Origin of the sequence: Streptomyces sp. NPDC006743 (genome assembly GCF_040703815.1) — a bacterium.
In the GTDB taxonomy this organism is placed as follows: domain Bacteria; phylum Actinomycetota; class Actinomycetes; order Streptomycetales; family Streptomycetaceae; genus Streptomyces.
This window is the reverse complement of the sequence record NZ_JBEYJA010000075.1, coordinates 1-25186: the sequence shown is the minus strand read 5'-3', so window position 1 is coordinate 25186 and position 25186 is coordinate 1. Positions and strand designations below refer to the sequence as shown.

The following is a 25186-nucleotide window of genomic DNA, read 5'->3' as shown; positions in this document are numbered from 1 at the left end:
CACATCCGGCCGCTCCGCCACAAACGACCGCAAACGAGCAGCCTGACCACACAACGCCCCCGACCCACGACCCGACAACACAAACGGCAACACCGTGGATGACTGCCCGGAGTCCGCCTTCCCGGTCTCAGGTTCCGTGCGCGAGACGGTCGGGGCGGGCGGGGCATCGCTGATGACCAGGTGGCAGTTCGTGCCGCCCATGCCGAAGGAACTGACGCCGGCGATCAGAGGGCTGTCGGCCGATTCCCACGAACCGAGGTCCTGCTGCACTCGGAGATTGAGCTCCTCCAGCGCGATCTTTGGGTTGGCCAGCTCAAAGTTGAGACTGGCCGGGAGTTCGCGGTGGCGGATCGCCATCGCCACTTTGATGAGGCCGGCGATCCCCGCGGCTGCCCCCAGATGCCCCAGGTTCGTCTTGACCGATCCGACGGGCAGTGGTTGCGTTCGCGGCCGGGCGGAGCCGACAACGGCACCGAGCGCGGAGGCCTCCACGGGGTCGCCGGCGGGTGTTCCCGTTCCGTGCAACTCGACGTACTGGAGTTGTGTGGCACTGATTCGAGCGCGCTCGTGAGCGCGGCGCAGGACGTCTTGTTGTGCTAGCTCGTCGGGCTGGGTCAGGGCGTGACCGTTGCCGCCGTGATTCACTGCGCTCCCGAGAATCACGCATTGCGGAGTATCACCGTCGGCCAGGGCGTCCTCGAGCCTCTTGAGCACGACGAGACCGCCGCCTTCGCCCGGCACATAACCGTTCGCGCGAGCGTCGAAGGTGTAGCAGCGGCCGTCCGGTGACAGCGGGCCCCAACGGTCTGCGATGTCCACGGACTCCGGCAGCAGGTTGAGCTGCACGCCGCCCGCGACGACGAGGTCCGACTCACCGGTGAGCAGACTCTGGCAGGCCAGGTGAACGGCGACCAGCGATGACGACTGACCGCTGTCGATGCCCACACTGGGCCCGTGCACATCCAGGAAGTGGGAGAGCCGGTTGGCGATCAGCGAACGTTCGGTGCCGGGGTAGGTGTGCTGGGTCGCCGCGCTGGAACCGTTGCGGTGCACGAGGTGGGCGTAATCGTCGGCGAAGGCGCCCACGAAGACACCGAGCCGGCCGCCGCGCACGCTGTCCGGCACGATCCCCGCGTCCTCCAGTGCCTCCCACCCCAGCTCCAGCACGAGTCGCTGTTGCGGGTCGACGGACGCCGCCTCGCGGGCGGAGATACCGAAGAACTCGGCGTCGAACTCGTCGACGGCGTCGAGGAACCCGCCCCAGGGGGGTGCTACCGTCCTGTTCGGGCCACGTCGTCCGGACGGGCACTCGGTGATCGCGTGGCGTCCCGCGGCCAGGAGGCGCCACAGTTGCCGAGGCCCGTCAGCGCCCGGGAAACGGCAGGACGCACCAACCACCGCGATGTTGCCGTCTTGGGCCCGGACATCCACTCGGATCGTCCCCTTCCACGTTCGAATCGCGTCTTGCACGTCCACTGCAGCGAGCGTCATTCACCGTGACTCGTCGGAGGACGACGAGAGTTGCAGGAGGGCCCGCCGGGGCCACGGTCTGAGAGAACCGGAGCGGCGCGGTGCACACGGGGCGCGCCACCACCGGTCCACGAAACGGCACGAGAAAGAGACCTGGGCCGAATTACCGCACGGCCGATCTCAGTCGGTCAGGACTGCGGAAAGTCCCACCTGGTCGCGGACTCCCATCCGGCAATTCCCGCCCACCCGTAGACCCGTTCGGGATTCAGCCGAAACACCGGAGCGCTCTGGCCGAAACGCGTGTGGACGCGATCCTCGCTCACCGTGAGTTCCCAGTCGTATTTCACCCCGACGCCGTCGGCGAGCACGTTGATGTCGTCGTTCCCGAGCACTCGGGAGCAACTGCCCTCGATCATCACGACGTCCTCGCCGACCTGCAGGTTCACGGAGGCCCGCGGGTTCGCCTTCAGGAATTCGCCGGAGCGGTTCTGGCTCGAGAACCAGAAGGTGTTCTGCTGCCAGATACCCCACAGGGGCCTGCTGTGCGGGTGCCCGTCCGGGCTGGTGGTGACCAGCCAGTAAGTGGCCGCGGACTCCAGCAGATTCTCCGCCCAGCTCCACGGTTGTGTCGGCCCCGGCGCGGTCTGACTGAAGATGAATGCCGGCGTCCCCGTCGGCTTCTTCTTGTTGTCCAACACCTCGGCAGTCATGCTGCTGTCCCTTCGCTCGTCCGCTGTGGGCGACCAGCGAGACGCACCGGTCTGGCTTTCACGGTTCATGCTCGCAGTGCGACTGCGACAACGACACCCCGAAAAACCGCGCGCCAACCGGGAGGGCGGCTAGGGGGGTTAGGGGGTGCCCGCGAGGACGTCGTAAGAGCATGGTTGTTCACGCGACCGTCCAGAGGCGGTTCTGATCGTGGTCCCACTCAAGCATTTTCGGCCGAGCTCTCCGCCGGACCCCTGGACAGCCGGCCTCAGCGGACGCCTGCCGCGTGTCCAGGCTTGACAAGTCCGGGGTATGCCGGACCACTCCGGGGTCCCTCGGGCCACTGGAACAGACAGAGACAGATGGGGTTGCTCGTATGGAGAACGAGGACAAGCTTCGCCAGTATCTCAAGTTGGTCACGAGCGACCTCTACCAGGCTCGCAAGAAGATCACTGAGAGGGAGGCCCAGGACACCGAGCCGATCGCCATCGTCTCGATGGCGTGCCGCTTGCCCGGTGACGTCTGGTCGCCGGAGGACCTCTGGGAACTGGTCTCCAGTGGAACCGACGCGATCGGCGACTCGCCGACCGACCGGGGCTGGAACATGGACAGCATCTACGACCCGGAGCCCGGCAAGCCCGGAAAGACGTACACCCGCGAGGGCGGCTTCATGTCCGGCCTGGCCGACTTCGACGCGGACTTCTTCGGCATCTCCCCACGCGAAGCTCTCGCCATGGACCCGCAGCAGCGGATCGTCCTCGAGGCCGCCTGGGAGTCGTTCGAACGTGCCGGCATCGACCCGGAGACCCTCCGCGGCACCGAGACAGGTGTGTTCATAGGCTCGAACACCCATGACTACGTGCCGTTGACCGTCACGGCCCCCCGCGAGGTCGACGGCTATCTGCTGCTGGGCAACGCACCCAGCGTGCTCTCCGGCCGCGTCGCGTACACGTTCGGCTTCGAGGGTCCCGCTGTCACCGTCGACACCGCCTGTTCCTCCTCGTTGGTCGCGATGGACTACGCCGTTCGGGCCCTGCGCCGCGGCGAGTCCTCGATGGCTCTGGCCGGCGGCGTCGCGTCGATGTGCTCGCCCCTGGTCATGGTCGACTTCAGTCGACAGCGCGGCATCGCGCCCAACGGCCGGTGCAAGGCGTACGCGGACACCGCGGACGGCACCGGCTGGTCGGAGGGGGTCGGCCTGGTCCTGCTCGAGCGACTCTCCGACGCACAGGCCAACGGCCACCCGGTGCTTGCTGTCATCCGCGGTTCGGCGATCAACCAGGACGGTGCCTCCAACGGTCTGACCGCTCCCAACGGCCCCGCCCAGCAACGGGTCATCCAGGCGGCGCTGGCCGACGGCCAGGTTCCGATGGAGCAGGTCGACCTGCTCGAGGGGCACGGCACCGGCACCCGGCTGGGCGACCCGATCGAGGCGCAGGCCCTGCTGGCCACCTACGGCCGCAAGAAGAAGAACGGCGAGCCACTGTGGCTGGGCTCCCTGAAGTCGAACGTGGGTCACACCCAGGCGGCCGCGGGCGTCGCCGGTGTGATCAAGGCGGTGATGGCCATGCGCCACGGCGTCCTCCCCAAGACGCTGCACGTGGACGAGCCGACGCACGAAGTGGACTGGTCGGCCGGCGGCGTCGAGGTGTTGACGGAGAACCGCCCGTGGCCGGAGAACGAGTGGCCGCGCCGGGCAGGTGTGTCGTCGTTCGGCATGAGCGGTACCAACGCGCACGTCATCATCGAGGAGGCGCCCGCGCCGGAGGCGGTCGAGGCCGAGCCGGTGAGCGCACAGCCGACCGCCTTGCCCTTCCTCCTCTCCGCCCGTACTCCGCAGGCCCTGGCCGCCCAGGCGACGCGGCTGCGTGACTGGCTCGCCGAGGAGGACGTCGCCCTGCTCGACGTCGCGAAGTCGCTCGCGCTGCGTCGTGTGACGTTCGAGCACCGCGCCGCCGTGGTCGCGGGTAACAAGGAGGACCTGCTAGCGCAGCTCGACCTGCTGGCCGGCGGCGGCAGCGGTGCCACGGCGGTCGTCGGCACCGAGTGCCGCGGTCTCACCGCGGTGATGTTCCCCGGACATGGCTCGCAGCGCACCGGCATGGGCGCCCAGCTCGCGGCCGCGTTCCCCGTCTTCGCCACGGCGTACTCGGAGGTGCTGGGGTGGCTCGACCCCGAGCTGCCGCGGATCATCACCGAGGGCGGCCCGACGCTGGATCGGCCCGAGTACGCGCATCCCGCGCTGTTCGCGATCGAGGTGGCGCTCTACCGACTGGTCGAGTCGTGGGGACTGCGGCCCGACCACCTGCTCGGTCAGTCCTGTGGGGACATCGCGGCGGCGCACGTGGCGGGTGTGCTGTCGCTCGAGGACGCGGCCACCATGGTCACCGCCCGGGCACGGCTGATCCAGACCTCGGCCGCCGGCGTGATGGTCTCGGTCGCGGCCGGCGCCGACGTGGTGGAGCCGGTCATCGCCGACTTCGAGGGCGTCTCGCTCGCCGGTATCAACAGCCCGGGCTCAGTCACCCTCTCGGGGCTGGAGGGCCCGGTCGAGGCGGCTGTGGCGCGACTGACCGAGCTCGGCCACTCGTGCCGCACGCTGCGGGTCGGCGTCGCGGGCCACTCGGCCACGATGGAGCCGATCCAGGCCCGGTTCCGGGCCGTGGTGGAGACGTTGACCTATTCGGCCCCGACCATCCCGTTGGTGGTGCCCGCTGAGGTGCTGTGCACCCCCGAGTTCTGGGTCCGGCAGATGCGCGACCCGGTGGACCTCGTCGGCGGCGTGGCCCGGCTGCGCGAGCGCGGCGTCACCCGACTCGTCGAACTGTCGCCCGCCGCGTCGATGAGCAGCGACGTACGCAAGTGCTATGGCGACGAATCGGTGGTGGTCACGCCGTCCCTCCGCAGCCGGCGCGACGAGGTGGAATGCATCGCCGTGGCGATGGCTACCCTGCACGCCGCCGGCGTCGAGGTGGACTGGTCTGCCTTCTTCGCCGGCACCGGTGCGCAAAGCGTCGACTTGCCCACCTACGCGTTCCAGCACGAACGCTTCTGGCTGGAGACCAGCCACGTCGGAGGGCACGACCTCAGTTCGGTCGGCCTGCGCTCGATGGACGCCCCGCTCCTGGGTGCCGGCGTCTCGCTCGCCAACGACGGCGGCTTCCTGTGCACCGGCCGGCTGTCGCTCTCCGCCCAGCCCTGGCTCACCGACCACGCCCTGTTCGGCCGCACCCTGCTGCCCGGCACCGCGTTCGTCGAGTTCGCGCTGCGCGCGGCGGACCAGGTCGGCTGTGAGCTGGTCGAGGACCTGACCATCGAGGCTCCGCTGCTGCTGGAGCGGGGCGGCGTGGCGCTGCAGATCGTGGTCGGCGAGCCGGAGGAGTCCACCGGCCGGCGGTCGATCACCATCTGGTCGCAGCAGCAGGACCCGGACTCTTCCGGCACCGAATCGGACTGGACACGGCACGCCAGCGGTTTCGTCTCGGGGAGCGCCGGTGTGGGCCGCGACGACCCCGAGCTGGCCGAGTGGCCGCCCGCCGGTGTCGAGGAAGTCGAACTCAGCGATTTCTACGAGACCTTCGCCGCGGCCGGGTACGACTACGGGCCGGTGTTCCGCGGTCTGAAGGCCGCCTGGCTGCGGGAGGGGGAGGTCTTCGCCGAGGTGGCGCTGCCCGAGCACGTGGGCGACGCCGGCGCGTACGGCATGCACCCAGCCCTGCTGGACGCCGCGCTGCACGCGATCGCGGTCACCGGCACCACCGAGGGTGTCGTCCCCTTCGTGTGGTCGGGCGTCCGGCTGCACGCCGTCGGTGCCTCCGCGCTGCGCGTACGGCTGACTCCGGTGGGGACCGACACAGTGGCACTGCTGGTCGCCGACGGGAGCGGCCGCACGGTGCTGTCCGTCGACTCGCTGACCTTGCGGTCCGCCACCGCGGAGCAGATCGCCGAGAGTGCTTCCCAGGCCCACGGCCCCCTCTACGAGATCGAGTGGATTCCCGCCGGTGAGGTCGAGGCCTCTTCGGCCGCCGGCTGGGCGAACCTGGGTGGCGGCGCGCCCACGACAGACACGGCGTACGACGGCTTCCCCGCGCTGCAGGCCGCCCTCGACGCGGGAGGCGAGGTGCCCACCGTGGTGCTGGCCGCTTCCGGTCCCGGCCACGACCACGACGTGGCCGCGAGCGTGCACTCAGGTGTCAACCGGATGCTGGAACTGGTGCGCCACTGGCTGGCCGACGATCGGCTGGCCGCCTCACGGCTGGTCCTGGTCACCCGTGGCGCGCTGGCCACGTACGAGGGTGAACACGTCCGCGACCTGACCGGTGCGGCGCTGCACGGCCTGTTCCGCTCGGCGCGTGCCGAGAACCCGGGCCGGCTCGTCCAGGTCGACCTCGGGCCCGGCGAGCCCGACACGGCCGTGGTGGCGGCGCTCGGCGCCGGGGAGGACGAGGTCGCCGTACGCGCGGGCACGACCTTGGTGCCGCGCCTGGTCAAGGTCTCCTCCTCGACGACGCTCACCGTGCCGGCGGAGTCGGCCGCCTGGCGCCTGTCCGCCCCGCACCCCGGCACTTTCGACGGGCTCGCCCTGATCGAGTCGCCGGAGGCGGTCGCGCCGCTGGCCGAGGGCGAGGTGCGGATAGCCGTCCGGGCCGCCGGCCTGAACTTCCGGGACGTCATGTCCACCCTGGGCCTGGTCCGCGGTCAGGAAGTGCTCGGCGGCGAGGCGGCCGGCGTGGTGACCGAGGTCGGCACGGGAGTCACCGGTCTGGAGCCCGGAGACCGGGTGATGGGCCTGTTCTTCGGGCCGTTCGGGCCTGTGGCCGTGGGTGACCACCGGATGGTGGTACCGATCCCGGACGGGTGGTCGTACCTGCAGGCCTCGACCGTCCCGATCACCTACCTGACCGCGTACTTCGGGCTCGTCGACGTGGCCGACCTGCAACCCGGCGAGTCTGTGCTCGTCCACGCCGCCGCCGGTGGCGTCGGCATGGCGGCGGTGCAGCTGGCCACCCATCTGGGCGCCGAGATCTTCGCCACCGCGAGCCCCGCCAAGTGGGCGGCCGTTCGCGAGCTCGGCGTCCCCCGCGAACGCGTCTCGAACTCTCGCACCGCACAGTTCGAGCCCGATCTGCTCCGCGCCACCGACGGCCGCGGCGTCGACGTGGTCCTCAACTCGCTCACCAACGAACTCGTGGACGCCTCACTACGACTGCTGTCGCGCGGCGGCCGGTTCGTCGAGATGGGCAAGACCGACATCCGCGACGCCGACTGGGCGTCCGAGGCGTTCCCCGGTGTGCGCTATCAGGCGTTCGACCTGCTCGCAGTGGCGCCCGAACGGGTCCACGAGATGTTGACCGAGCTGCTGGACCTGTTCGCCCGTGGTGCTCTGACCCTGCCTCCGACCACCACCTGGGACGTCCGCCGGGCCCCGGACGCCCTGAGATTCCTCAGCCAGGCCCGGCACATCGGCAAGATCGCCCTGACCGTCCCGGTGCCCGCCGATCCGGCCGGGACCGTGCTCGTGACCGGCGCCTCCGGCGCACTGGGCGGCCTGGTCGCCCGGCACCTGGTCGCCGAGCACGGCGTGCGCAACCTCGTGCTGGCGAGCCGGCGCGGCCCGGATGCCCCCGGCGCCACCGAGTTCGCATCCGAGTTGACCCGGCTCGGCGCCTCGGTGACGACCGCTGCCTGTGACGTCTCCGACCGCGAGTCGCTCCTCGGGGTGCTGGCCGCGATCCCCGCCGAACATCCGCTGACGGCGGTCGTGCACATCGCGGGCACCAGCGACGACGGTGTCGTCGGCTCGCTGACGACCGAGCAGGTGGACACCGTGCTGCGTCCCAAGGTGGACGCCGGCTGGCTCCTCCACGAGCTGACCAAGGACCTCGACCTCTCCGCCTTCGTGCTGTTCTCCTCGGCCGTCGGGGCGTTGGGCGCACCGGGCCAGGCCAATTACGCCGCCGCCAACGCGTTCCTGGACGCTCTTGCCCGGCACCGCCGCGCGCTGGGGCTGCCCGCCGTCTCGCTCGACTGGGGCCTCTGGGCCGCCACGAGCCACATGACGACCTCCCTGAAGGAGGCCGACTGGGAGCGGATGACACGCGCCGGCATCAAGCCGCTGTCCGACGAGGAAGGCCTGTCCCTCTTCGACGCGGCCCTCACCGTCGGGGCCCCGGTGCTGCTGCCGGTCCGGCTCGACCTGGCCGCGTTCCGCGGAGAGGTGCCGCCCCTGCTGCGCAACCAGGTCTCCGGGCGGGTGCGGCGTGCCGCCGTCGCGAGTGGCGGCGGTGCCGGCTCGTGGACCCGTCGTCTGCTCGCCCGGCCGCCGGCCGCCCGGCACCGGATCGTCCTGGACGCTCTCGCCGCCGAGACCGCGGCGGTGCTCGGGCACGCGTCGGCGTCGAAACTCTCGCCGGACCGGACGTTCAGGGACATCGGCTTCGATTCGCTGGCCGCGGTGGAGCTGCGCAACCGGATCACCGCCTTCACCGGCCTGCGGCTGCCCGCAACGGTGGTCTTCGACTACCCGGACCTCACTTCGCTGGCCGCGTACGTGCTCGGCGAGGTGGTCAGCGCCGGCTCCTCCGCGTCGGCCGCACCCGCGATCGCCGCGGCAGACACCGGCGGCGACGCGATCGCCATCGTCGGCATGGCCTGCCGCTACGGCGGCGGGGTCGACTCGCCGGAGGCGTTGTGGGCGATGGTCGAGGAGGGCCGGAACGCCGCCACGGAGTTCCCGTCCGACCGTGGCTGGAACCTGGCCGAGTTGTTCGATCCCGAGCCCGGCCGCCCGGGCACGACCAACGCCCGGGCGGCCGGCTTCCTGCACGGAGCGACCGAATTCGATCCGGAGTTCTTCGGCATCTCACCGCGTGAGGCCACGGCGATGGACCCGCAGCAGCGTCTGCTGCTGGAGTCGGCGTGGGAGGCGTTCGAGCGTGCCGGTATCGATCCGATGGCGCTGCGCGGCACGAAGACCGGCGTGTTCATCGGCCTCAGCGCCCATGACTACGGCAACCTGCTCGCACTCGGATCGCGCGGTCTCGACGGCCACCTGCTGACCGGGACGGCGCCCAGCGTGGCCTCGGGCCGCATCGCCTACGAGTTCGGCCTCGAGGGCCCCGCGTTGACGGTGGACACCGCCTGTTCGTCCTCGCTGACCACGCTGCACATGGCGGCCCAGGCGCTGCGGACCGGGGAGTCCGACCTCGCACTGGCCGGCGGTGTGGCCGTGATGTCCACGCCGGTGGTGTTCCAGGAGTTCGCGCTGCAGGGCGGCCTCTCCCCGGACGGCCGCTGCCGGGCGTTCGGCGCGGACGCGGACGGCACCGGCTGGGCCGAGGGCGTCGGGCTGCTCGTACTGGAGCGTCTGTCGGACGCCCGCCGCAACGGCCACCAGGTCCTCGCGGTGGTGAAGGGCTCCGCGGTGAACCAGGACGGCGCCTCCAACGGGCTGACCGCGCCCAACGGCCGCTCGCAGCAGCGGGTGATCCGAGAGGCGCTGGCCAATGCCGGTGTCTCCGCCGCCGATGTGGACGTCGTGGAGGGCCACGGCACCGGCACCAGGCTCGGCGACCCGATCGAGGCGCAGGCGCTGCTGGCGACGTACGGGCGGGAGCACACCGAGGAGACCCCGCTCTGGCTCGGTTCCCTGAAGTCGAACCTGGGCCACGCGCAGGCGGCCGCCGGCGTGGCGGGGGTGATCAAGATGGTCCAGGCGCTGCGGCACGGTCTGCTGCCCCGGACGTTGAACGCCGAGGAGCCCACCCCGCACGTGGACTGGTCGGACGGTGCCGTGAAGCTGCTGACCGCGGCACAGGAGTGGCCGGAGCGCGACCGCCCCCGGCTCGGTGCCGTCTCCGCGTTCGGAATCAGCGGCACCAACGTGCACGTGGTGCTGGAACAGGCACCGGAGGTGCCGGAGGAACTGGAGGGGCCACCCGCTCCGCCTGCGTCCGGTCAGGTGCTCGCGCAATCCGTCAAGCCGTTCGTCCTCTCGGCTCGCGGCGCGGCGGCACTGCGCGATCAGGCGGCCAGGCTCGGCGCCCACCTCGCCGAGCACCCGGAGGTGGACCTCGACGCCCTCGGCCGCTCGCTCGGCGGCCGGGCCACGCTGGAGCACCGGGCCGTGGTGCTCGCCGAGGATCTGGGCGCGCTGACCGCGGGGCTCGCGGCGATCGCCGGCGGCACGACGGACTCCCACGAGGACGTGGTGCTGGGCGACGGCGGCGACGCGAACCAGCCGGTCTTCGTCTTCGCAGGTCAGGGTGGCCAGTGGAGTGGCATGGCCCTCGATCTCTGGAACAGCAGCCCGCTGTTCGCCGCCGCCATGACCGAGTGCGACGCGGCGCTGGCCCCGCACGTCGACTGGAACGGCGCCTCGCTGTCGGACGTCCTCACCCGCGCTCCGGGCGCGCCGAGCCTGGAGCGGGTGGACGTGGTGCAGCCCGTGCTGTTCGCGGTGATGGTGTCCTTGGCACGGCTGTGGCGGTCGCTCGGGGTCGAACCGGCAGCGGTGGTCGGTCACTCGCAGGGCGAGATCGCGGCGGCCGTGGTGGCCGGTGTCCTCACACCGGCCGACGGCGCCCGCATCGCCGGATTGCGCTCGCGCCTGATCGCCGGCCTGACCGAGCGCGGCGGGATGGGCTGGATCGGTCTGCCGGTCGCCCGGGTCCGGGAACGGCTCGCCGACTACCCGGGGCTCGGCGTCGCCGCGGTCAACGGGCCGCGGTCGGTGGTCGTCTCCGGCGCCGCCGACGAACTGCAGGACTTGTGCGCGGCGCTCACGGCCGAGGAGGTCCCGGTGCGCACGCTCCTGGTCGATTACGCGTCGCACTCGAACGCGGTGGAGGAACTGCACGCCGAGCTCGTCGACGCGCTGGCCGACGTCGTGCCCGCTGAGGCGGAAGTGCCGTTCTACTCGACGGTCACCGGCGGGCGGGTCGACGGCACCGAACTGAACGCCGACTACTGGTACCGCAATCTCCGGGAGACGGTGCGGTTCAGCGCGGCCGTCGAGGCTCTTCTGGACGACGGGCACAGCTGCTTCGTGGAGCTCAGCGCGCACCCGGCCCTCGTCGACGCGGTCGAGGCGGTGGCCGAGGCCCGGGGCGCCGAGGTCGCCGCGTCCTGGTCGTTGCGGCGCAACGGCGGTGACGTCGCGTTCACCCGCTCCCTGGCCACGGCCTTCGTGCACGGGGCAACGGTCCGCTGGGGGAGGGCGTTCCCCGCCGGAGGCCGAATCGACCTGCCCACTTACGCGTTCCAGCACCGCCGGTTGTGGGTCGAGCCCGCCGGCGCGGTGACCGCGAGTGCCACCGACTTGGGGCTGGCGTCCGCCGATCACCCCCTGTTGGGCGCCGCTGTGGAACGCGCCGGCGAGGACCAGGTGCTCTTCACCGGCAGGTGGTCGCTGGCGACCCATCCGTGGCTGGCCGACCACGTCGTGCTCGGCACCCTCCTGCTGCCCGGGGCCGCCTTCGTCGAGCTGGTCACCCACGCCGGGCGTCACGTCGGCTGCGCCCGCTTGGAAGAGCTGGCCTTCCAGGCGCCGCTGGTGCTTTCGGAGAAGTCAGGTGTGGCGGTGCAGGTCGCGGTCGGCGCCGCCGACTCCACCGGTCGGCGTTCGGTCACGGTGCACTCGCGGCGCACCGGGTCAGGCGCCGACAGCAGGTGGATCCTGCACGCGGAAGGCACGCTCGCCCCTGTCGGTACCGGCCCGGTGCCGGGCGACCTGAGGGTCTGGCCGCCGGCCGGCGCGGAGGCGGTCGATGTGACCGACCTCTACGCGCGGCTCGCCGAGCGCGGATACGCCTACGGGCCCGCCTTCGCCGGGATCCGTGCGCTGTGGCGGGACGGCGAGGACATGTACGGCGAGGTCGCGCTGCCGGACACGGTCCGTGCCGAGGCGGGGCGGTTCGGCCTGCACCCGGCGCTGCTGGACGCCGCCCTACAGGTGCCGGTCGCCGGACTGATCGACAGCGAGAGCGAGGCGGTGATGCCGTTCTCCTGGAACGGCATCACCGTGCACACCCGGGGAGTGAGCTCGCTTCGGGTCGCTTTCCGGCGCAACGGCTCCGACTCCTCCACGATGCTGCTGACCGACGACGCGGGCGAGCCCGTCGCCTCCTTCGACTCCGTCGTCGCGAGGCCGGTCAGTCGTGCACAGCTGCGGAGCGCCGTGAACGCCGCGACCGACACGGACACCGACGACCGGAGCTACCGCGTCACGTGGCGCGCGCTGCCCGGCGGCACGCGTACGCCGATCGACGGTACCTGGCTGGCGGTGGTTCCCGAGGGGCAGCGGGCCGAGTGCTGGGCCTCGGAGACCGTGCGCCGCCTCGCCGCCCACGCGCCGGACCTGGAGACCTGGGTCGTACCGTGCGACAACCTCGACCGGGCGGCGCTGGCCCAGCGGCTCCGCGAGCTCGCGGCGAACGGCACGAGCCCGGTCGGGGTGCTGTCGCTGTTGGCCGAGGACGAGACCCCGTGCGCGGACGCGGCGGCGCTGCCCCAAGGGCTCGCGGGCACGGTGGTGCTCACCCAGGCCCTGCTCGACGCCGAACTCGACGCCCCGGTCTGGGCGGTGACCCGGGGCGCGGTGGCGGCCGGTCCCCAGGACCGCATCGGCTCGCCCACCCAGGCGCTGGTCTGGGGATTCGGACGTGTCGCCGGCCTCGAACACCCGCGGCTCTGGGGCGGCCTGATCGATCTGCCGGAGACGGTGGACGACCAGACGGTCGCCGAACTGGCCGGTGTGCTCGCGGGCAACGGCGAGAACGAGGTCGCCGTACGCTCCCAGGTCGTCCTGGCCCGCCGTCTGGTCAGGGCGGCAGCGCCCGACCAGGAGCCGCCCGAGTGGCGGCCGCGCGGTACCGTGCTCGTGACGGGTGGCACGGGCGGCCTCGGTGCCGAAGTGGCCCGCTGGCTGGCCGACCGCGGTGCCGAGCATCTGGTGCTTGCCAGCCGCAGCGGCGCCGAAGCGGCCGGGGCCCAGCGCCTGGTCGAGGAGCTGGCGGCCAGGGGCGTCTCGGTCTCGGTGACGGCCTGCGACGTCACAGACCGGGCCGCCGTGGTCGAGTTGCTGGCCTCCGTTCCCGCCGAGCGCCCGCTGACCGCGGTCGTACATGCCGCGGCCAGCCTCGACGGCGGGCCGATCGCCGACACGACGCTGACCGAGTTCGGCGACGTCTTGGCTGCCAAGGTGCTCGGTGCGGCGCACCTCGACGAGCTGCTCGACCACGACAGCATCCAGACGGTGCTGCTGTTCGGCTCCATCTCGGCGACCTGGGGCGTCGGCAATCAGTCCGCGTACTCGGCCGCCAACGCGTACCTCGATGCCCTGGCTCGGGAACGGCACGACCGCGGCGGCCGCACCGTCTCGGTGGCGTGGGGCCCGTGGGAGGCCGGAATGCTGGCCGAGGACGAGGAGACGGCCGACTCGCTGCGCCGCGGAGGTCTGCCCCTGCTGCCGGTGGACTCCGGCCTGGCGACCCTGGACCGGATCGTCGCCGAGGACGAGCCGTGCCCGGTCGTCGCACGAGTCGAATGGGCCCGGTTCCATGCCCGCTTCACCTCGCTGCGGCCCAGCCCGCTCCTGGCCGACCTGCCGGATGTCCGCCGGCTGCGGACGGCGGAGTCCCCGGCCTCGGCCGAACGCGGCGCGGCCCTGATCGAGAAGCTCGCCGCGCTGCCGGAGGAGGACCGGGAGCCGGCCGTGCTCGATCTGGTCTGCTCGCACGTCGCGGCCGTGCTCGGCCACGACTCTCCGGAGGAGGTCGATCACAAGCGGGCTTTCAAGGACATCGGCTTCGACTCGATGATCGCCGTCCAGCTGCGCAACCGGCTCAACGCGGCGACGGGGTTGCGGCTGCCGGTGACGCTTGTCTTCGACTACCCGAATCCGACGATCCTGGCCTCGTTCTTGCGCTCCGAGGTGGCCGCCGGTGTGCCGTCGCCGACGGACGCGGCACTGGCCGAGTTCGACCGGCTGGAGGCGTCGCTCTCCGCACTGCCGACCGAGGAGGCGGAAGTGCGCGACGTGCTCGTCGGCCGGGCGCGAGACCTGCTGAGCCGGCTCTCGGGCCCGGCGCAGGCGGCGAGCGCCGAGGGCGACGTGGCGACACTGGCGGCGGCCTCCGACGACGAACTGTTCAGTTTCATCAACACGCAGCTCGGCCGCCGGGACGAGTGATCCCGTACGCACGTGGAAAGTGCCGCGGCGTCGGACGAGAGGTCGAGGAGCAGATGGACGACAACGATCACAAACTGCGGCACTACCTGAATCTGGTCACGGCAGACCTCGTACAGGCCCGCAAGCGGTCGGAGGAGCTGGAGCGGCGGCTCGGCGAGCCGATCGCGATCGTCGGCATGGCCTGCCGCTATCCCGGCGGCGTGCGCTCACCGGAGGATCTGTGGGAGCTAGCGGTCACCGGGCGGGACGCGATCACCCCGTTCCCCCGCGACCGGGGCTGGGACCTCGACTCGCTCTACGACCCCGACCCCAATCACCCGGGCACCAGCTACACCCAGCAGGGCGGCTTCCTGACCGACGTCGCGGACTTCGACGCGCAGTTCTGGGGCATCTCGCCCCGTGAGGCCACCGCTCTGGATCCACAGCAGCGGCTGCTGCTGGAGACGTCGTGGCAGGCCCTGGAGAGGGCTCGGATCGATCCGCACTCGCTGCACGGCAGCGAGACCGGGGTGTTCGTGGGCCCGAGTGTGACCGACTACGCGGCACTGCTGGCGCGCTACCCGGCCGGTTTCGAGGGGCTCCTGCTCGGCGGCCTGGCAGGAGCGATCATCTCGGGCAGAATCTCCTACCTCCTGGGGCTGGAGGGTCCGGCAGTGACCCTCGACACCGGCTGCTCCTCGTCGCTCACCGCCCTGCACCTCGCGGCGGGAGCCCTGCGCGCCGGGGACTGCTCACTCGCCCTGGTCGGTGGCGTCTCCGTGTTGGCCACGCCGGGCTCGTTCGTCGAGTTCAGCACCCAACGCGGGCTCGCTCCCGACGGCCGGTGCAAGTCCTTCGGCGACGCCGCGGACGGTACGGCCTGGGCCGAGGGCGTCGGCATGGTCGTGGTCGAGAGGCTTTCCGACGCCCGCCGCCACCGGCACCCGGTGCTGGCGGTGCTGCGCGGCTCGGCCATCAACCAGGACGGGGCGTCGAACGGGCTGACCGCGCCGAGTGGCCCGTCCCAGCAGCGGGTGATCCGGCGCGCGCTGGCCGCGGCCGGGCTCACGTCCTCCGACGTCGACGCCGTCGAGGCACACGGTACTGGCACGACACTGGGCGACCCGATCGAGGCCCAGGCGCTGCTGGCCACGTACGGGCGCGACAGGCGGCCCGGTCGTCCGCTGTTCCTGGGGTCGCTCAAGTCCAACCTGGGCCACAGCCAGTCCGCCGCAGGGGTGGGCGGTCTGATCAAGACGGTGATGTCGCTCCGGCACGGCACGCTGGCACCGACGCTGCACGCCGACCCGCCGTCCACCGAGGTCGACTGGACGGCCGGCGACATCGAACTCCTGCAGGAGTCGCGGTCGTGGCCGGAGACGGAGAACCGGCCACGGCGTGCGGCGGTCTCCGCCTTCGGCATCGGCGGCACCAACGCGCACGCCATCCTCGAAGCGGTGCCCGAGGACGACCCCGGACGGGAGGGCGACGGCGTCGCGCACCGCACGCTCGCGGCCGTCCCCTGGCTGGTCTCCGGCCACACGGCGGCCGCGATGCGCGCCCAGGCCGCGCGGCTGGCCGCCTTCCTGACGAACCGGGCCGAGCCGGCCGACCCCACCGACGTCGGATACTCACTGGCCACCACGCGCGCCGCCCTGGACAGCCGCGGCGTCGTCGTGGCCGCCGACCGGGACGACCTGCTGGCCGGGCTCGGCGCACTCGCCGGGGGCACACCGCACGCCGCGGTCACGACAGGCACCACCGTGCGCGGACGGCTGGCCTTCCTGTTCACCGGCCAGGGGGCGCAGAAGCTGGGCATGGGCCGCGAGCTGTACGCGGAGCACCCGGTCTTCGCCGAGGCGTTCGATGCCGTCTGCGCGCACCTGGACGGTCCGCTCGGCCGTTCGCTGCGTGACCTGACCTTCGCCGGGAACGACCCGCTGGACCTGCTCGACCGCACCGGATTCGCCCAGCCGGCCCTCTTCGCCGTCGAGACCGCGCTGTTCCGGCTCGTCGAGTCGTGGGGTGTACGCCCGGACTTCGTCGCGGGGCATTCCATCGGCGAGGTCACTGCCGCGCACGTGGCCGGGATACTGTCGCTCGAGGACGCTTGCGCGTTGGTCGCCGCCCGGGCGTGCCTCATGCAGGACATGCCACCCGGCGGCGCGATGGTCGCTGTCCGTGCGGCCGAAGAAGACATCCTGCCGATGCTCGATCAGCTGACCGGCCTCGTGTCCGTGGCCGCGGTGAACGGTCCCACCTCGGTGGTGCTCTCCGGCGACGAGAAGACACTCACCACGCTGACGGCGAACCTCACCGACAAGGGGCTCCGCCCGCGCGGACTGCGGGTGAGCCACGCCTTCCACTCACCGCGGATCGACCCGATCCTGGCCGGCTTCCGGTCGGCGATCGAAAGCCTCTCGTACGCCGCGCCGCGCATCCCGATCGTGCCGCTCGCACCGGGCGAGGCGGACCGGGGCGAGCGGATGCGTTCGGCGGACTACTGGGTCGCCCAGGCCCGTGAGGCGGTGCGGTTCCACGACGGTGTCGTGCGCCTGAGCGAGGCCGGTGTCACCACCTTCCTGGAGCTCGGGCCGGGCGGGGTCCTCGCCGCACTCGGCCGGGACTGCCTGCCGCCGGCTGGTCCGGGCATGCCCGAGCGGGCCTTCGTGCCGACGCTGCGTCAGGGCCGGGCCGAGCCCGCCGCGCTGCTGGACGCGGTGGCTGCCCTTTTCGTCCGCGGCGTGCCGGTCGACTGGCGCGCGGTCTACGCCGGCACCGGCGCCGCCCAGCTCGACCTGCCCACCTACGCCTTCCAGCGCCGCCGCTACTGGCTGGTCGATCACCTGCCGACCGGGGCGAGTCTGCTGGCCGACCAGGGGGTCGTCGGCGGGACGGGCGCCACGCTGCCGGCCGCGGTGACGGCCGGGACGGTCCCCGAGACCCCCTCCGTACGCGCCAAGATGGCCGACCGCCCGCGCCAGGAGTGGGCGGAGATCCTGCTCGCCGCAGTGCGCGACCAAGCGGCACAGCTGATGGGCTACGACGCGCCCGAGGACGTGAACCCCCAGCGGGGCTTTGCCGAGCTGGGCTTCGACTCGCTGACCGCAGTCTGGCTCACCGAGCGTCTGAGGGCCGTCACCGGGCTGGAGCTGCCCCGGACACTGGTCATCGACTGGCCGACGCCACACGCCGTCGCCACACATCTGACCGACCGTTTCGCCGCGCTCGACGACCTCGAAACCCCACCGGCCGCCCCCGCCGCCGCACCGGCGCGTCCGACGCCGGCGGACGCGGACCGAGCGACGCCACCCGCGACCGATCCGCTGCCGGTCCTCTTCGCCCAGGCCTGCGCCCAGAACCAGGTGAAGGACGGATTGGAGCTGTTGGCCGTCGCCGCCCGGATGCGCGTGGGTGCCGGCTCGCCCCGTATGCGGGAACCGGTCAGGTTCTCCCAGGGGTTCGCGGGTCCGACCCTGGTCTGCATCCCGTCCGTTATGGCTCCCTCCAATGTCTACCAATACGCTCGGACGGCCGACACGCTGCGTGCGACGCACAACATGGCTGTGCTGCCGTTGACGGGCTACGCCGACCACGAGTCCCTTCACCGCACCCGGACCGATCTGGTGGCTGCGGTCGCCGAGACGGTGCTCTCCCACGTGACCGGCCCCTACGTCCTCGTCGGATACTCCTCCGGCGGCTGGATCGCACACGCGGCAGCCGCCCGGCTCAAGGATCTCGGCACCGCACCGGAGTCACTCGTGCTGCTGGACAGCCACCTGCCGGGCAGTACGGGTCTGGCCGAGATCCAGTTCGACCTGCTCGGCGACGCGTATGCCGAATGGACCGCGACGCAGCCGCCGCGCGGCGCCGAGCTGACCGCGATGGCACACCACCTCCAGTTGTTCGACGACTGGTCACCGACCGACATCGACGGCGTGTCGACACTGCTGCTGCGTGCCACCGGACGGATGGGCGGCCAGCCCCGCACGGGCGATCACTGGCGGGCCCACTGGGGCCCCGACCATGACACCATCGACGTGCCCGGCACCCACCTGAGCATGATCGACGAACACGCCGCGAGCACCGCCTCGGCAATCAGCGGCTGGCTGGACCGGCGGCCCGCCCCCTAACCGACTCGATCAGGCAAGACGCCCCATGACCGATACACGCCGGTCGAACCGCCCCGCATGCGGACACGGCTACTGATCACACCATGGAGAAGCAAGGACATGACTGACCACATGGATACCCAGCCGGAGCTGGTCTCGGACTTCTACGACGTGTTCACCCACATGTTCCTGCGTTTCTGGGGTGAGAACTTCCACTACGGATACTGGCTTTCCGACGAGGACGACAGTTCCGTGGACGTCGCCACGGATCGGCTCACCGACCTGCTCATCGAGCAACTGGGGCTGCGGCCCGGCCAGCGGATGCTCGATGTCGGCTGCGGTATCGGAACGCCCGCGCTCCGCCTGGCCGGTACGGTCGAGGCGGACATCACCGGCGTCACGATCAACTCGGGACAGGCGCAGGAGGCCAATGCCCGCGCCGCGGCGGCGGGCCTGTCCCATCGCGTCCGGTTCGATCACGCCGACGCGATGGCGCTGCCCTATCCGGATGCCTCGTTCGACGTGGCCTGGGCGTTCGAATCGCTCCTGCACATGGAGCGTTCCCGCGCGCTGGCGGAGATGAAGCGTGTACTGCGCCCCGGCGGCCGCCTGGTGATCGCCGACACCTGCCAACGCGAGCCGATCAGGCCGGAGTACCAGGACGTACTCGACGACGCGAAGGGGAAGTTCGCCATCGTCGAGCTTCCCAGCATCGACGACTACCGGGCCCTGATCACCGGCGCGGGCCTGAAGCTGGACGAGCTGCTGGACGTCAGTGAGCACACCAGGCGAACGCTGCGGATCATGGCCGATGGCGCGAGCGAGCACCGTAGCTCCCTGGAGGAGCAGTTCGGTGACGCGGCCCGGCAGTTGATCGAGGTCCTGGTGCACCCGATCTCCGCGCTGCCGGAGTTCGGCTACCTGGTGGCCACGGCGCACAAGACGCCGTAAACGCGTCGCCGGCCGTCGAAGCGGAGAGCGCGGCTGAACGCGAAGGTCGCCGGATCGGCCAATCACTAGCTGTTCTGCCCGGGTGGGCGGGAGTACGGTGCGGCCGCGGCCGGATGGGCGGCGGCCGGGACGAGGAGCGGCGGCGGCCGCGGCGGTCCGGGCGAAGCGCACGAGGAGGTCCTCTCGATGAACCTTTGCCCACCTGGACGGGACCTTCGGGATTGGCCACGACACCGCAAACGCGAAGGCGCTGCACCCGTGGGGACAGCGCCGTGATATCGCCCGGGGCTGAGTCAGGCGACGCGCGGCTTCTTGCGTCGTTCGCGGGCGGTGGGCTCGGGCAGGCGTCGGGTCTTCTCCCAGTCGGCACCGTCCGCGAAACGCAGCGTCACAGTGAGCGCGCGGGCGCCTGCCCGCGGCGGCGCAGCTGGAGTGCGAGATGGACGACGAGGCCGGAGGACGGAGCGGACGGCGGCGCCGTCGTGGGTGTCGCGGGGGAAGGCGTGGCGTACGGCGGTCGAGGCCGGCAGGAGTCGGGGGGTGACGGGCCGGGGATCGATGTCGCGGACGCGATCGGCGGCACGACGGCCCATCGCCGCGCTGACGAACTACCGGTAGCGGATCGTCTCCCAGAATTCGGTCAGGGCCGCGGCGCCGACGGCCGGGTCCTCGGTCATCCACCGGTGGCCCAAGCCCTTCAGGACCGCCGATCGTGCCCCTGCACGGCCCGCCGACCGGCGGCGCTGCTCGTCGGTACCGACGACCCCGTCCGCCGTGGCCAGCACGGCCAAGCCCGGTCGCGCCGCTGCGCGCTCCAGCTCCAGACCGACGCCAAGGGCACCCGGCTCGGCGGCCGAGCGGTACAGAGCGAGCACCGCGCGGCCCATCGCCTCGTCCTGGCCCGCCGCGACGCGAGCCGCGACCTGTCTGCTCATCCCCCGCTCCACAAGCGCCGCCGCACGCTCCTCGGCCGTACCACCGAATCGGGCTGCGACGTCGTCCTCGCCGGCTCCCGGCGTCTGCCAGCGGCGGGCCGGCACGTGCCACTCGTAGCCGGGGTCGTAGATCCCGAGCACGTCGCTGGCCCAACTGCGCACCAGGGCAGGCCGGCTCAGCACCACATTCACGACGTGGGCACCGCCCCAGTCGTGACCGACCAGGTCCACTGGCTCGCCGAACGCCATCAGTTCCTTGACCAACCAGTCCCGGTATTCCGCCTGTGTGGCGCCGAACCCGGCAGGCAGGGGTGCCCCGAAGCCGGGCGGGGACAGGCAAACCACATCGGAGCGGACGGCTGCCAGCTCGGCCAGCAGCGGCTCCCAGACCGCTGCGGTCTCGGGGTTGCCGTGGACGAAGACCGCCGGCATCAGAGCACGACCGGCGTTGCCGGCTGCAACACGGACTCCACCTGCGCCTCGCTGCGCAAGTGAGCGACCGCCTGGTTCTCGGGGTCGCGGATCATGTCGGCGAACACCTTCCGGTCGGGGTGGCGGACGAGCACGACTCATGTCCCAGGCCTGTCCATCCTCGGCGACCAGCGCCCGTCCGCCGTTGCCCCGGTATTCCGCGCTCAGGCCGTACCTCGCATTGATCGACTGGCCGAGCGCCTCGGCGTAGCGCTGGTAGCTCCCGCGGCAGCCGTCCGGGCGGAATCGCAGCAGATTGAGCATCACGACCGGGCCTCCGGGGTCCTCGGCGAGGAGTGTGTCGAGTTCGCGGTCGTCGATTTCGATCACAGGGGGAACCTCCTGGAATCGGAGCCGGCTGCGGAGCCGGGCTGCAACGGTACAACGCTCACACTACACATACTTGTTATCCGACACGCAAGTTATCTTGCTAGACTCCACGCATGACCACCACCCGTCGCACCCAGCAAGACCGCCGCGACCAGGCGGAGGCGGCTCTGCTGACGGCCGCGGCCGAGCTGATCGTCGAGCAGGGTGTGCGCGCGCTGACCCTGGCCCGTATCGGGGAGCGCGCCGGTTACAGCCGCGGCATCGTCACCCATCACTTCGGCGGCAAGCAGGCACTGATCGAGCGGCTTGCGCGCGCCACGCAGACTGGGTTCGTGCCGGGCTTGAACGATCTTCCGGCCGGGCTCGACCGCCTGCTGCGGCTGATCGACGGCTACCTCGGCGAACTCGGCCGGACCAGCGTGTTCAACCAGGCCTTTCTGCTGCTGTGGGCCGAGGCCGCCACCCAACCCGAACTGGCCCAGATCTTCCGCGAGCGGGACGAGGCCTTCCGCGCCGACCTGCGCGAGGACATCGAAGCCGGCATCGCGGATGGCGCCGTCGACCCCGCCGTCGAGCCCGAAGAAGTCGCCGTCGCGATCGTCGGGCAACTCCGCGGGATCGCCCTGCAGCGGCTGCTGGCCCCTGCATGCGTCGACACCGAGCAGCTGCGCCGCAGCATCACCGGCCACTGGCGCCGGTCCCTCAGCCCGGCATGACCCGACCGCCATCACCGTGACAGGAACGACTTCGTCAGCCCCGGCGGGGACGGCCGCAAGAGGCGGTCGGGCGCGGTCCGGCGGCATCGCGATCATCTGCCCTGTTCACTACATGGTCGCCCGGATCCCTGCGGACGACGTCGACGCGCACCTCTGCACTGCGTCGGCGGGGCGGGCCCGCCCGCGACAGGAGCCCGCCCGCGCAATGAGCTGACGCAGGCTCGGATCGCGGCGCGGACGGCACCGGCATCGCGGTGGCGGTCCGCCGGTCAAGGTATCTGCGGACGGCATCACGCTCGACGCGCAAGGCCCCCGGGGCAGCCGGCTCCGTTCCACTACGCAGTCGGCTCGATGGGCTCCGACGTGAAGGAGATCACCGTGCGCGATCACGGACGCACGGTCCACGCCACCGCGGGGCACATCCGCTCACTGCTGTACGGCAGGTGGACCGCCTGGTGACCGGACAGCGACTCCCACGACCTGCTGACCCCTCACCTTCGCCGACGGCACGCCCCGGACCGTCAGCGCAGACTCACTGCAGAAGTAGTCACCGCCCAGGGCCGCACTGGCTGCTGCCACGTGTGCCCGGCGCGCCCAGCAGCGCCGGCATGGCGTGCCCTGGCCGCGCGAGACGGCGCGCCCCGGCCTCGGGCGACGGTGCCAACCAGCCGCCCGGAACCGCGCGCTGGTCCTGAGCCCTGCGCCGACCACCCTGGGCGCCGGTTGATCGTCGCGGCTCGGGGTAGCGAAGCGGCATGGCCACCGAGAACACCTCCGCCCCCGCAATCGGCCGGCTCCAGGCCGAGATCGACATCCCGTCCCTCACCGCGGTCCTCGACGGCGAGTACGCCGAGATCCGGGATCTCGTCCGGACGAACCTGGTCACCCATGCCGCCGTCCTCGACGAGGCCGACGCGCTGGGCATCGACGCGTTCCGCGAGAGGGTCCGCGATGTCGTCGTCCAGCTGGCCGCGACCGGTCAGACCGGCATGGGCTTCCCCGCCGCGTACGGCGGCGGGGACGACGTCGGCGCGTCGATCGCCGCCTTCGAGACCCTGGCGTTCGGCGACCTCTCCGTCCTCGTGAAGGTCGGCGTCCAGTTCGGGCTCTTCGGCGGAGCCATCCTGCATCTCGGCACCGGCCACCACCACAAGACGTACCTGCCCCGCCTCGTCACCGGAGAGCTGATGGGCTGCTTCGCCATGACCGAGACGGGTCACGGTTCCAACGTCCAGGCGCTGGGCACCATCGCCCGCTACGACCCCGGCAACCGGGAGTTCGTCCTCACCACCCCCGACGAGCAGGCCCGCAAGGACTACATAGGCAACGCCGCCCGCCACGCCGAAATCGCCGTCGTCTTCGCCCAGCTGGAGGTGGACGGCCGCTCCGAGGGCGTCCACGCCTTCGTCGTCCCCCTCCGGGCAGACGGCCGGGTTCTGCCCGGTGTGTCCATCGAGGACGACGGCCGGAAGATGGGCCTCAACGGCGTCGACAACGGCCGCATCCGCTTCGACGGTGTACGTGTCCCCCGCGAGGCGCTCCTCGACCGCTTCGCCCGGGTCACTCCCGAAGGTACCTATGAGAGCTCCATCGAGAACCCCGACCGGCGCTTCTTCACCATGCTCGGCACCCTCGTGCAGGGCCGGGTCAGCGTCGCCGGAGCCGGCGTCAGCGTCGCCAAGGTCGCACTGGCGGTCGCCACCAAGTACGCCGACCGGCGGCGCCAGTTCAAGGCGTCCCCGGACACCGCGGAACAGGTACTCCTCGACTACGGTCTCCACCAGCGCCGGCTGCTCCCCCTCCTCGCCCGCACCTACGCGCTGCACTTCGCCCAGGACGTCGTACGAGCCCAGCTGCACGAAGTCTTCTCCGGCGTCGAAAACGACCCGCAGGAACGGCGCCGCCTCGAATCGCGGGCCGCCGGCATCAAGGCGCTCGCCACCTGGCACGCCACTCGCGTCGTCCAGGAGTGCCGCGAGGCGTGCGGCGGCGCCGGCTATCTCGCTGCGAACCGCTTCGCCGCCCTCAAACGCGACAGCGATGTCTTCACCACCTTCGAGGGCGACAACCACGTGCTCCTCCAGCTCGTGGCCAAGGGCCTGCTCACCGACCACGCCAGCGAGTTCGAGGACCTCGACCAGCTCGGCATGGTCCGCTACGTCACCGGCCTCGCCGTCGAGACCGTCATCGAGCGGACCTCGGCGCACAAGCTCCTCGAACGCGTCCGCGACCTGCTGCCCGGCGGTGACGCGTGGGACCGGGAAGCCGGACTCCTCGACTCGGAGTACCAGCTCGCCATGGTCCGCTTCCGCGAGGAGCACATGCTCGTCGGCCTCGCCCGCCGCATCAAGCGCGGCATAGACCGGCAGGTCGAACCCGGCGCGGTCTTCTCCCAGGTCCAGGACCACGTGATCGCCCTCGCCCGGGCTCACGTCGAACGACTGGTCACGGAAGCCTTCGTCGACAAGGTGCGCGCACTTCCCGAAGGCAGCGAGAAGGCTGCCCTTGGGCTGCTGTGCGACCTGTTCGCGCTCTCGACCATCGAAGCCGACCGCGCCTGGTTCATGGAACACGGCCGGCTGACCGTCCAGAGGTCCAAGGCGATCAGCCGCGAGGTGAGCGACCTCTGCCGCAAGGTGCGCCCCCTCGCCGTCGACCTCGTCGACGCCTGGGGCATCCCGGCCCCCGTTCTGCGGTCACCGGAGCTCGTCGGTCCCGCCGGATGAGGTGCCCTCCACCCGACCGTGAGAGGCGCCCGGCGCTGTCGCTCTCGCCGCCCATCTCACCGCAGGACCTCGACCATCCGCGCGTCAAAGGGGGAGCCAAGAACGGACGAAGCCCTGTCGACCGGGGCAGAACCGGCGGCAACCGCAACGACGTCACCCAGCTGATCCCACTGCTCCAGGCCGTGCCGCCCGTGCGCGGCAAGCGCGGCCTGCCCCGGCGTCGCCCGGACGCGGTGCTGGGCGACCGCGGCTACGTCCACGACAAGTACGGCCGCCTTGTCCGGGACCTCGGCGTGAAGCCGTTGATCGCCCGCCGCGGCACCGAGCACGGCTCCGCTCTGGGCACTCAACGCTGGGTCGTGGAGCGCGCGTTCGCCCATCTCCACTGGTTCCGCCGCCTGCGGATCCGCTGGGAGATATGCAACGACATCCACGAAGCCCTCCTCACCCTCGGATGCGCACTCATCTGCCGGCGACGCCTGAAGTCATTGTGATAGGAGTTCTTACTGATCTTTTCGTAAGTTCGGTGGGTGCGGTGGCCGTGTGGGTGGGAGGCTGTCGGGGTGGCATACCAACCTTCCCCTTCGGTTGCTGGTTC

At 71.5% G+C, this 25186-nt stretch carries 8 protein-coding genes and 1 pseudogene; 6 read left to right on the top strand and 3 right to left on the bottom strand.

Annotated features, from left to right (window positions below; all coding sequences use genetic code 11):
* Both ABZ719_RS34525 and ABZ719_RS34520 read right to left on the bottom strand, forming a co-directional pair.
* Nucleotides 1-1476 (bottom strand): beta-ketoacyl synthase N-terminal-like domain-containing protein (locus ABZ719_RS34525; protein ID WP_366729115.1); only part of this gene is annotated, 1476 nt, incomplete at its 3' end.
* Nucleotides 1477-1658: 182 nt separating this feature from the next.
* On the bottom strand, nucleotides 1659-2180 hold the full coding sequence (locus ABZ719_RS34520) for a pyridoxamine 5'-phosphate oxidase family protein (RefSeq protein ID WP_366729114.1): 522 nt from the start codon (nucleotides 2178-2180) through the stop codon (nucleotides 1659-1661).
* Nucleotides 2181-2554: 374 nt separating this feature from the next.
* Between ABZ719_RS34520 and ABZ719_RS34515 the strand changes: the two genes are divergently transcribed.
* The 3 genes from ABZ719_RS34515 to ABZ719_RS34505 all read left to right on the top strand — a co-directional run bounded on the left by ABZ719_RS34515 (nucleotide 2555) and on the right by ABZ719_RS34505 (nucleotide 19410).
* A complete protein-coding gene (locus ABZ719_RS34515) occupies nucleotides 2555-14368 on the top strand; it encodes an SDR family NAD(P)-dependent oxidoreductase (RefSeq protein WP_366729113.1) in 11814 nt (3937 codons plus the stop codon).
* Nucleotides 14369-14421: 53 nt separating this feature from the next.
* On the top strand, nucleotides 14422-18480 hold the full coding sequence (locus tag ABZ719_RS34510; protein WP_366729112.1) for a beta-ketoacyl synthase N-terminal-like domain-containing protein: 4059 nt from the start codon (nucleotides 14422-14424) through the stop codon (nucleotides 18478-18480).
* A 99-nt stretch (nucleotides 18481-18579) separates the two neighbouring features.
* On the top strand, nucleotides 18580-19410 hold the full coding sequence (locus tag ABZ719_RS34505) for a methyltransferase domain-containing protein (protein ID WP_366729111.1): 831 nt from the start codon (nucleotides 18580-18582) through the stop codon (nucleotides 19408-19410).
* Nucleotides 19411-20018: 608 nt separating this feature from the next.
* Here the strand turns inward: ABZ719_RS34505 and ABZ719_RS34500 are convergent.
* Nucleotides 20019-21146 carry an alpha/beta hydrolase gene (locus tag ABZ719_RS34500; RefSeq protein ID WP_366729110.1) on the bottom strand — a complete coding sequence of 376 codons (1128 nt, stop codon included), beginning with the start codon at nucleotides 21144-21146 and terminating at the stop codon, nucleotides 20019-20021.
* A gap of 113 nt (nucleotides 21147-21259) precedes the next feature.
* Here ABZ719_RS34500 and ABZ719_RS34495 point away from each other — a divergent pair, with 113 nt between their 5' ends.
* The 3 genes and pseudogenes from ABZ719_RS34495 to ABZ719_RS34485 form a co-directional block, all read left to right on the top strand.
* Entirely contained in the window at nucleotides 21260-21862 is a 603-nt protein-coding gene (locus ABZ719_RS34495; RefSeq protein ID WP_366729109.1) for a TetR/AcrR family transcriptional regulator, read from the top strand.
* A 755-nt stretch (nucleotides 21863-22617) separates the two neighbouring features.
* Nucleotides 22618-24588 (top strand): acyl-CoA dehydrogenase, encoded by a 1971-nt coding sequence (locus ABZ719_RS34490; protein ID WP_366729108.1) that lies wholly within the window; start codon nucleotides 22618-22620, stop codon nucleotides 24586-24588.
* Nucleotides 24589-24662: 74 nt separating this feature from the next.
* Nucleotides 24663-25082: pseudogene (locus ABZ719_RS34485) on the top strand (transposase); the annotation flags it as partial.
* Nucleotides 25083-25186 lie beyond the last annotated feature (104 nt).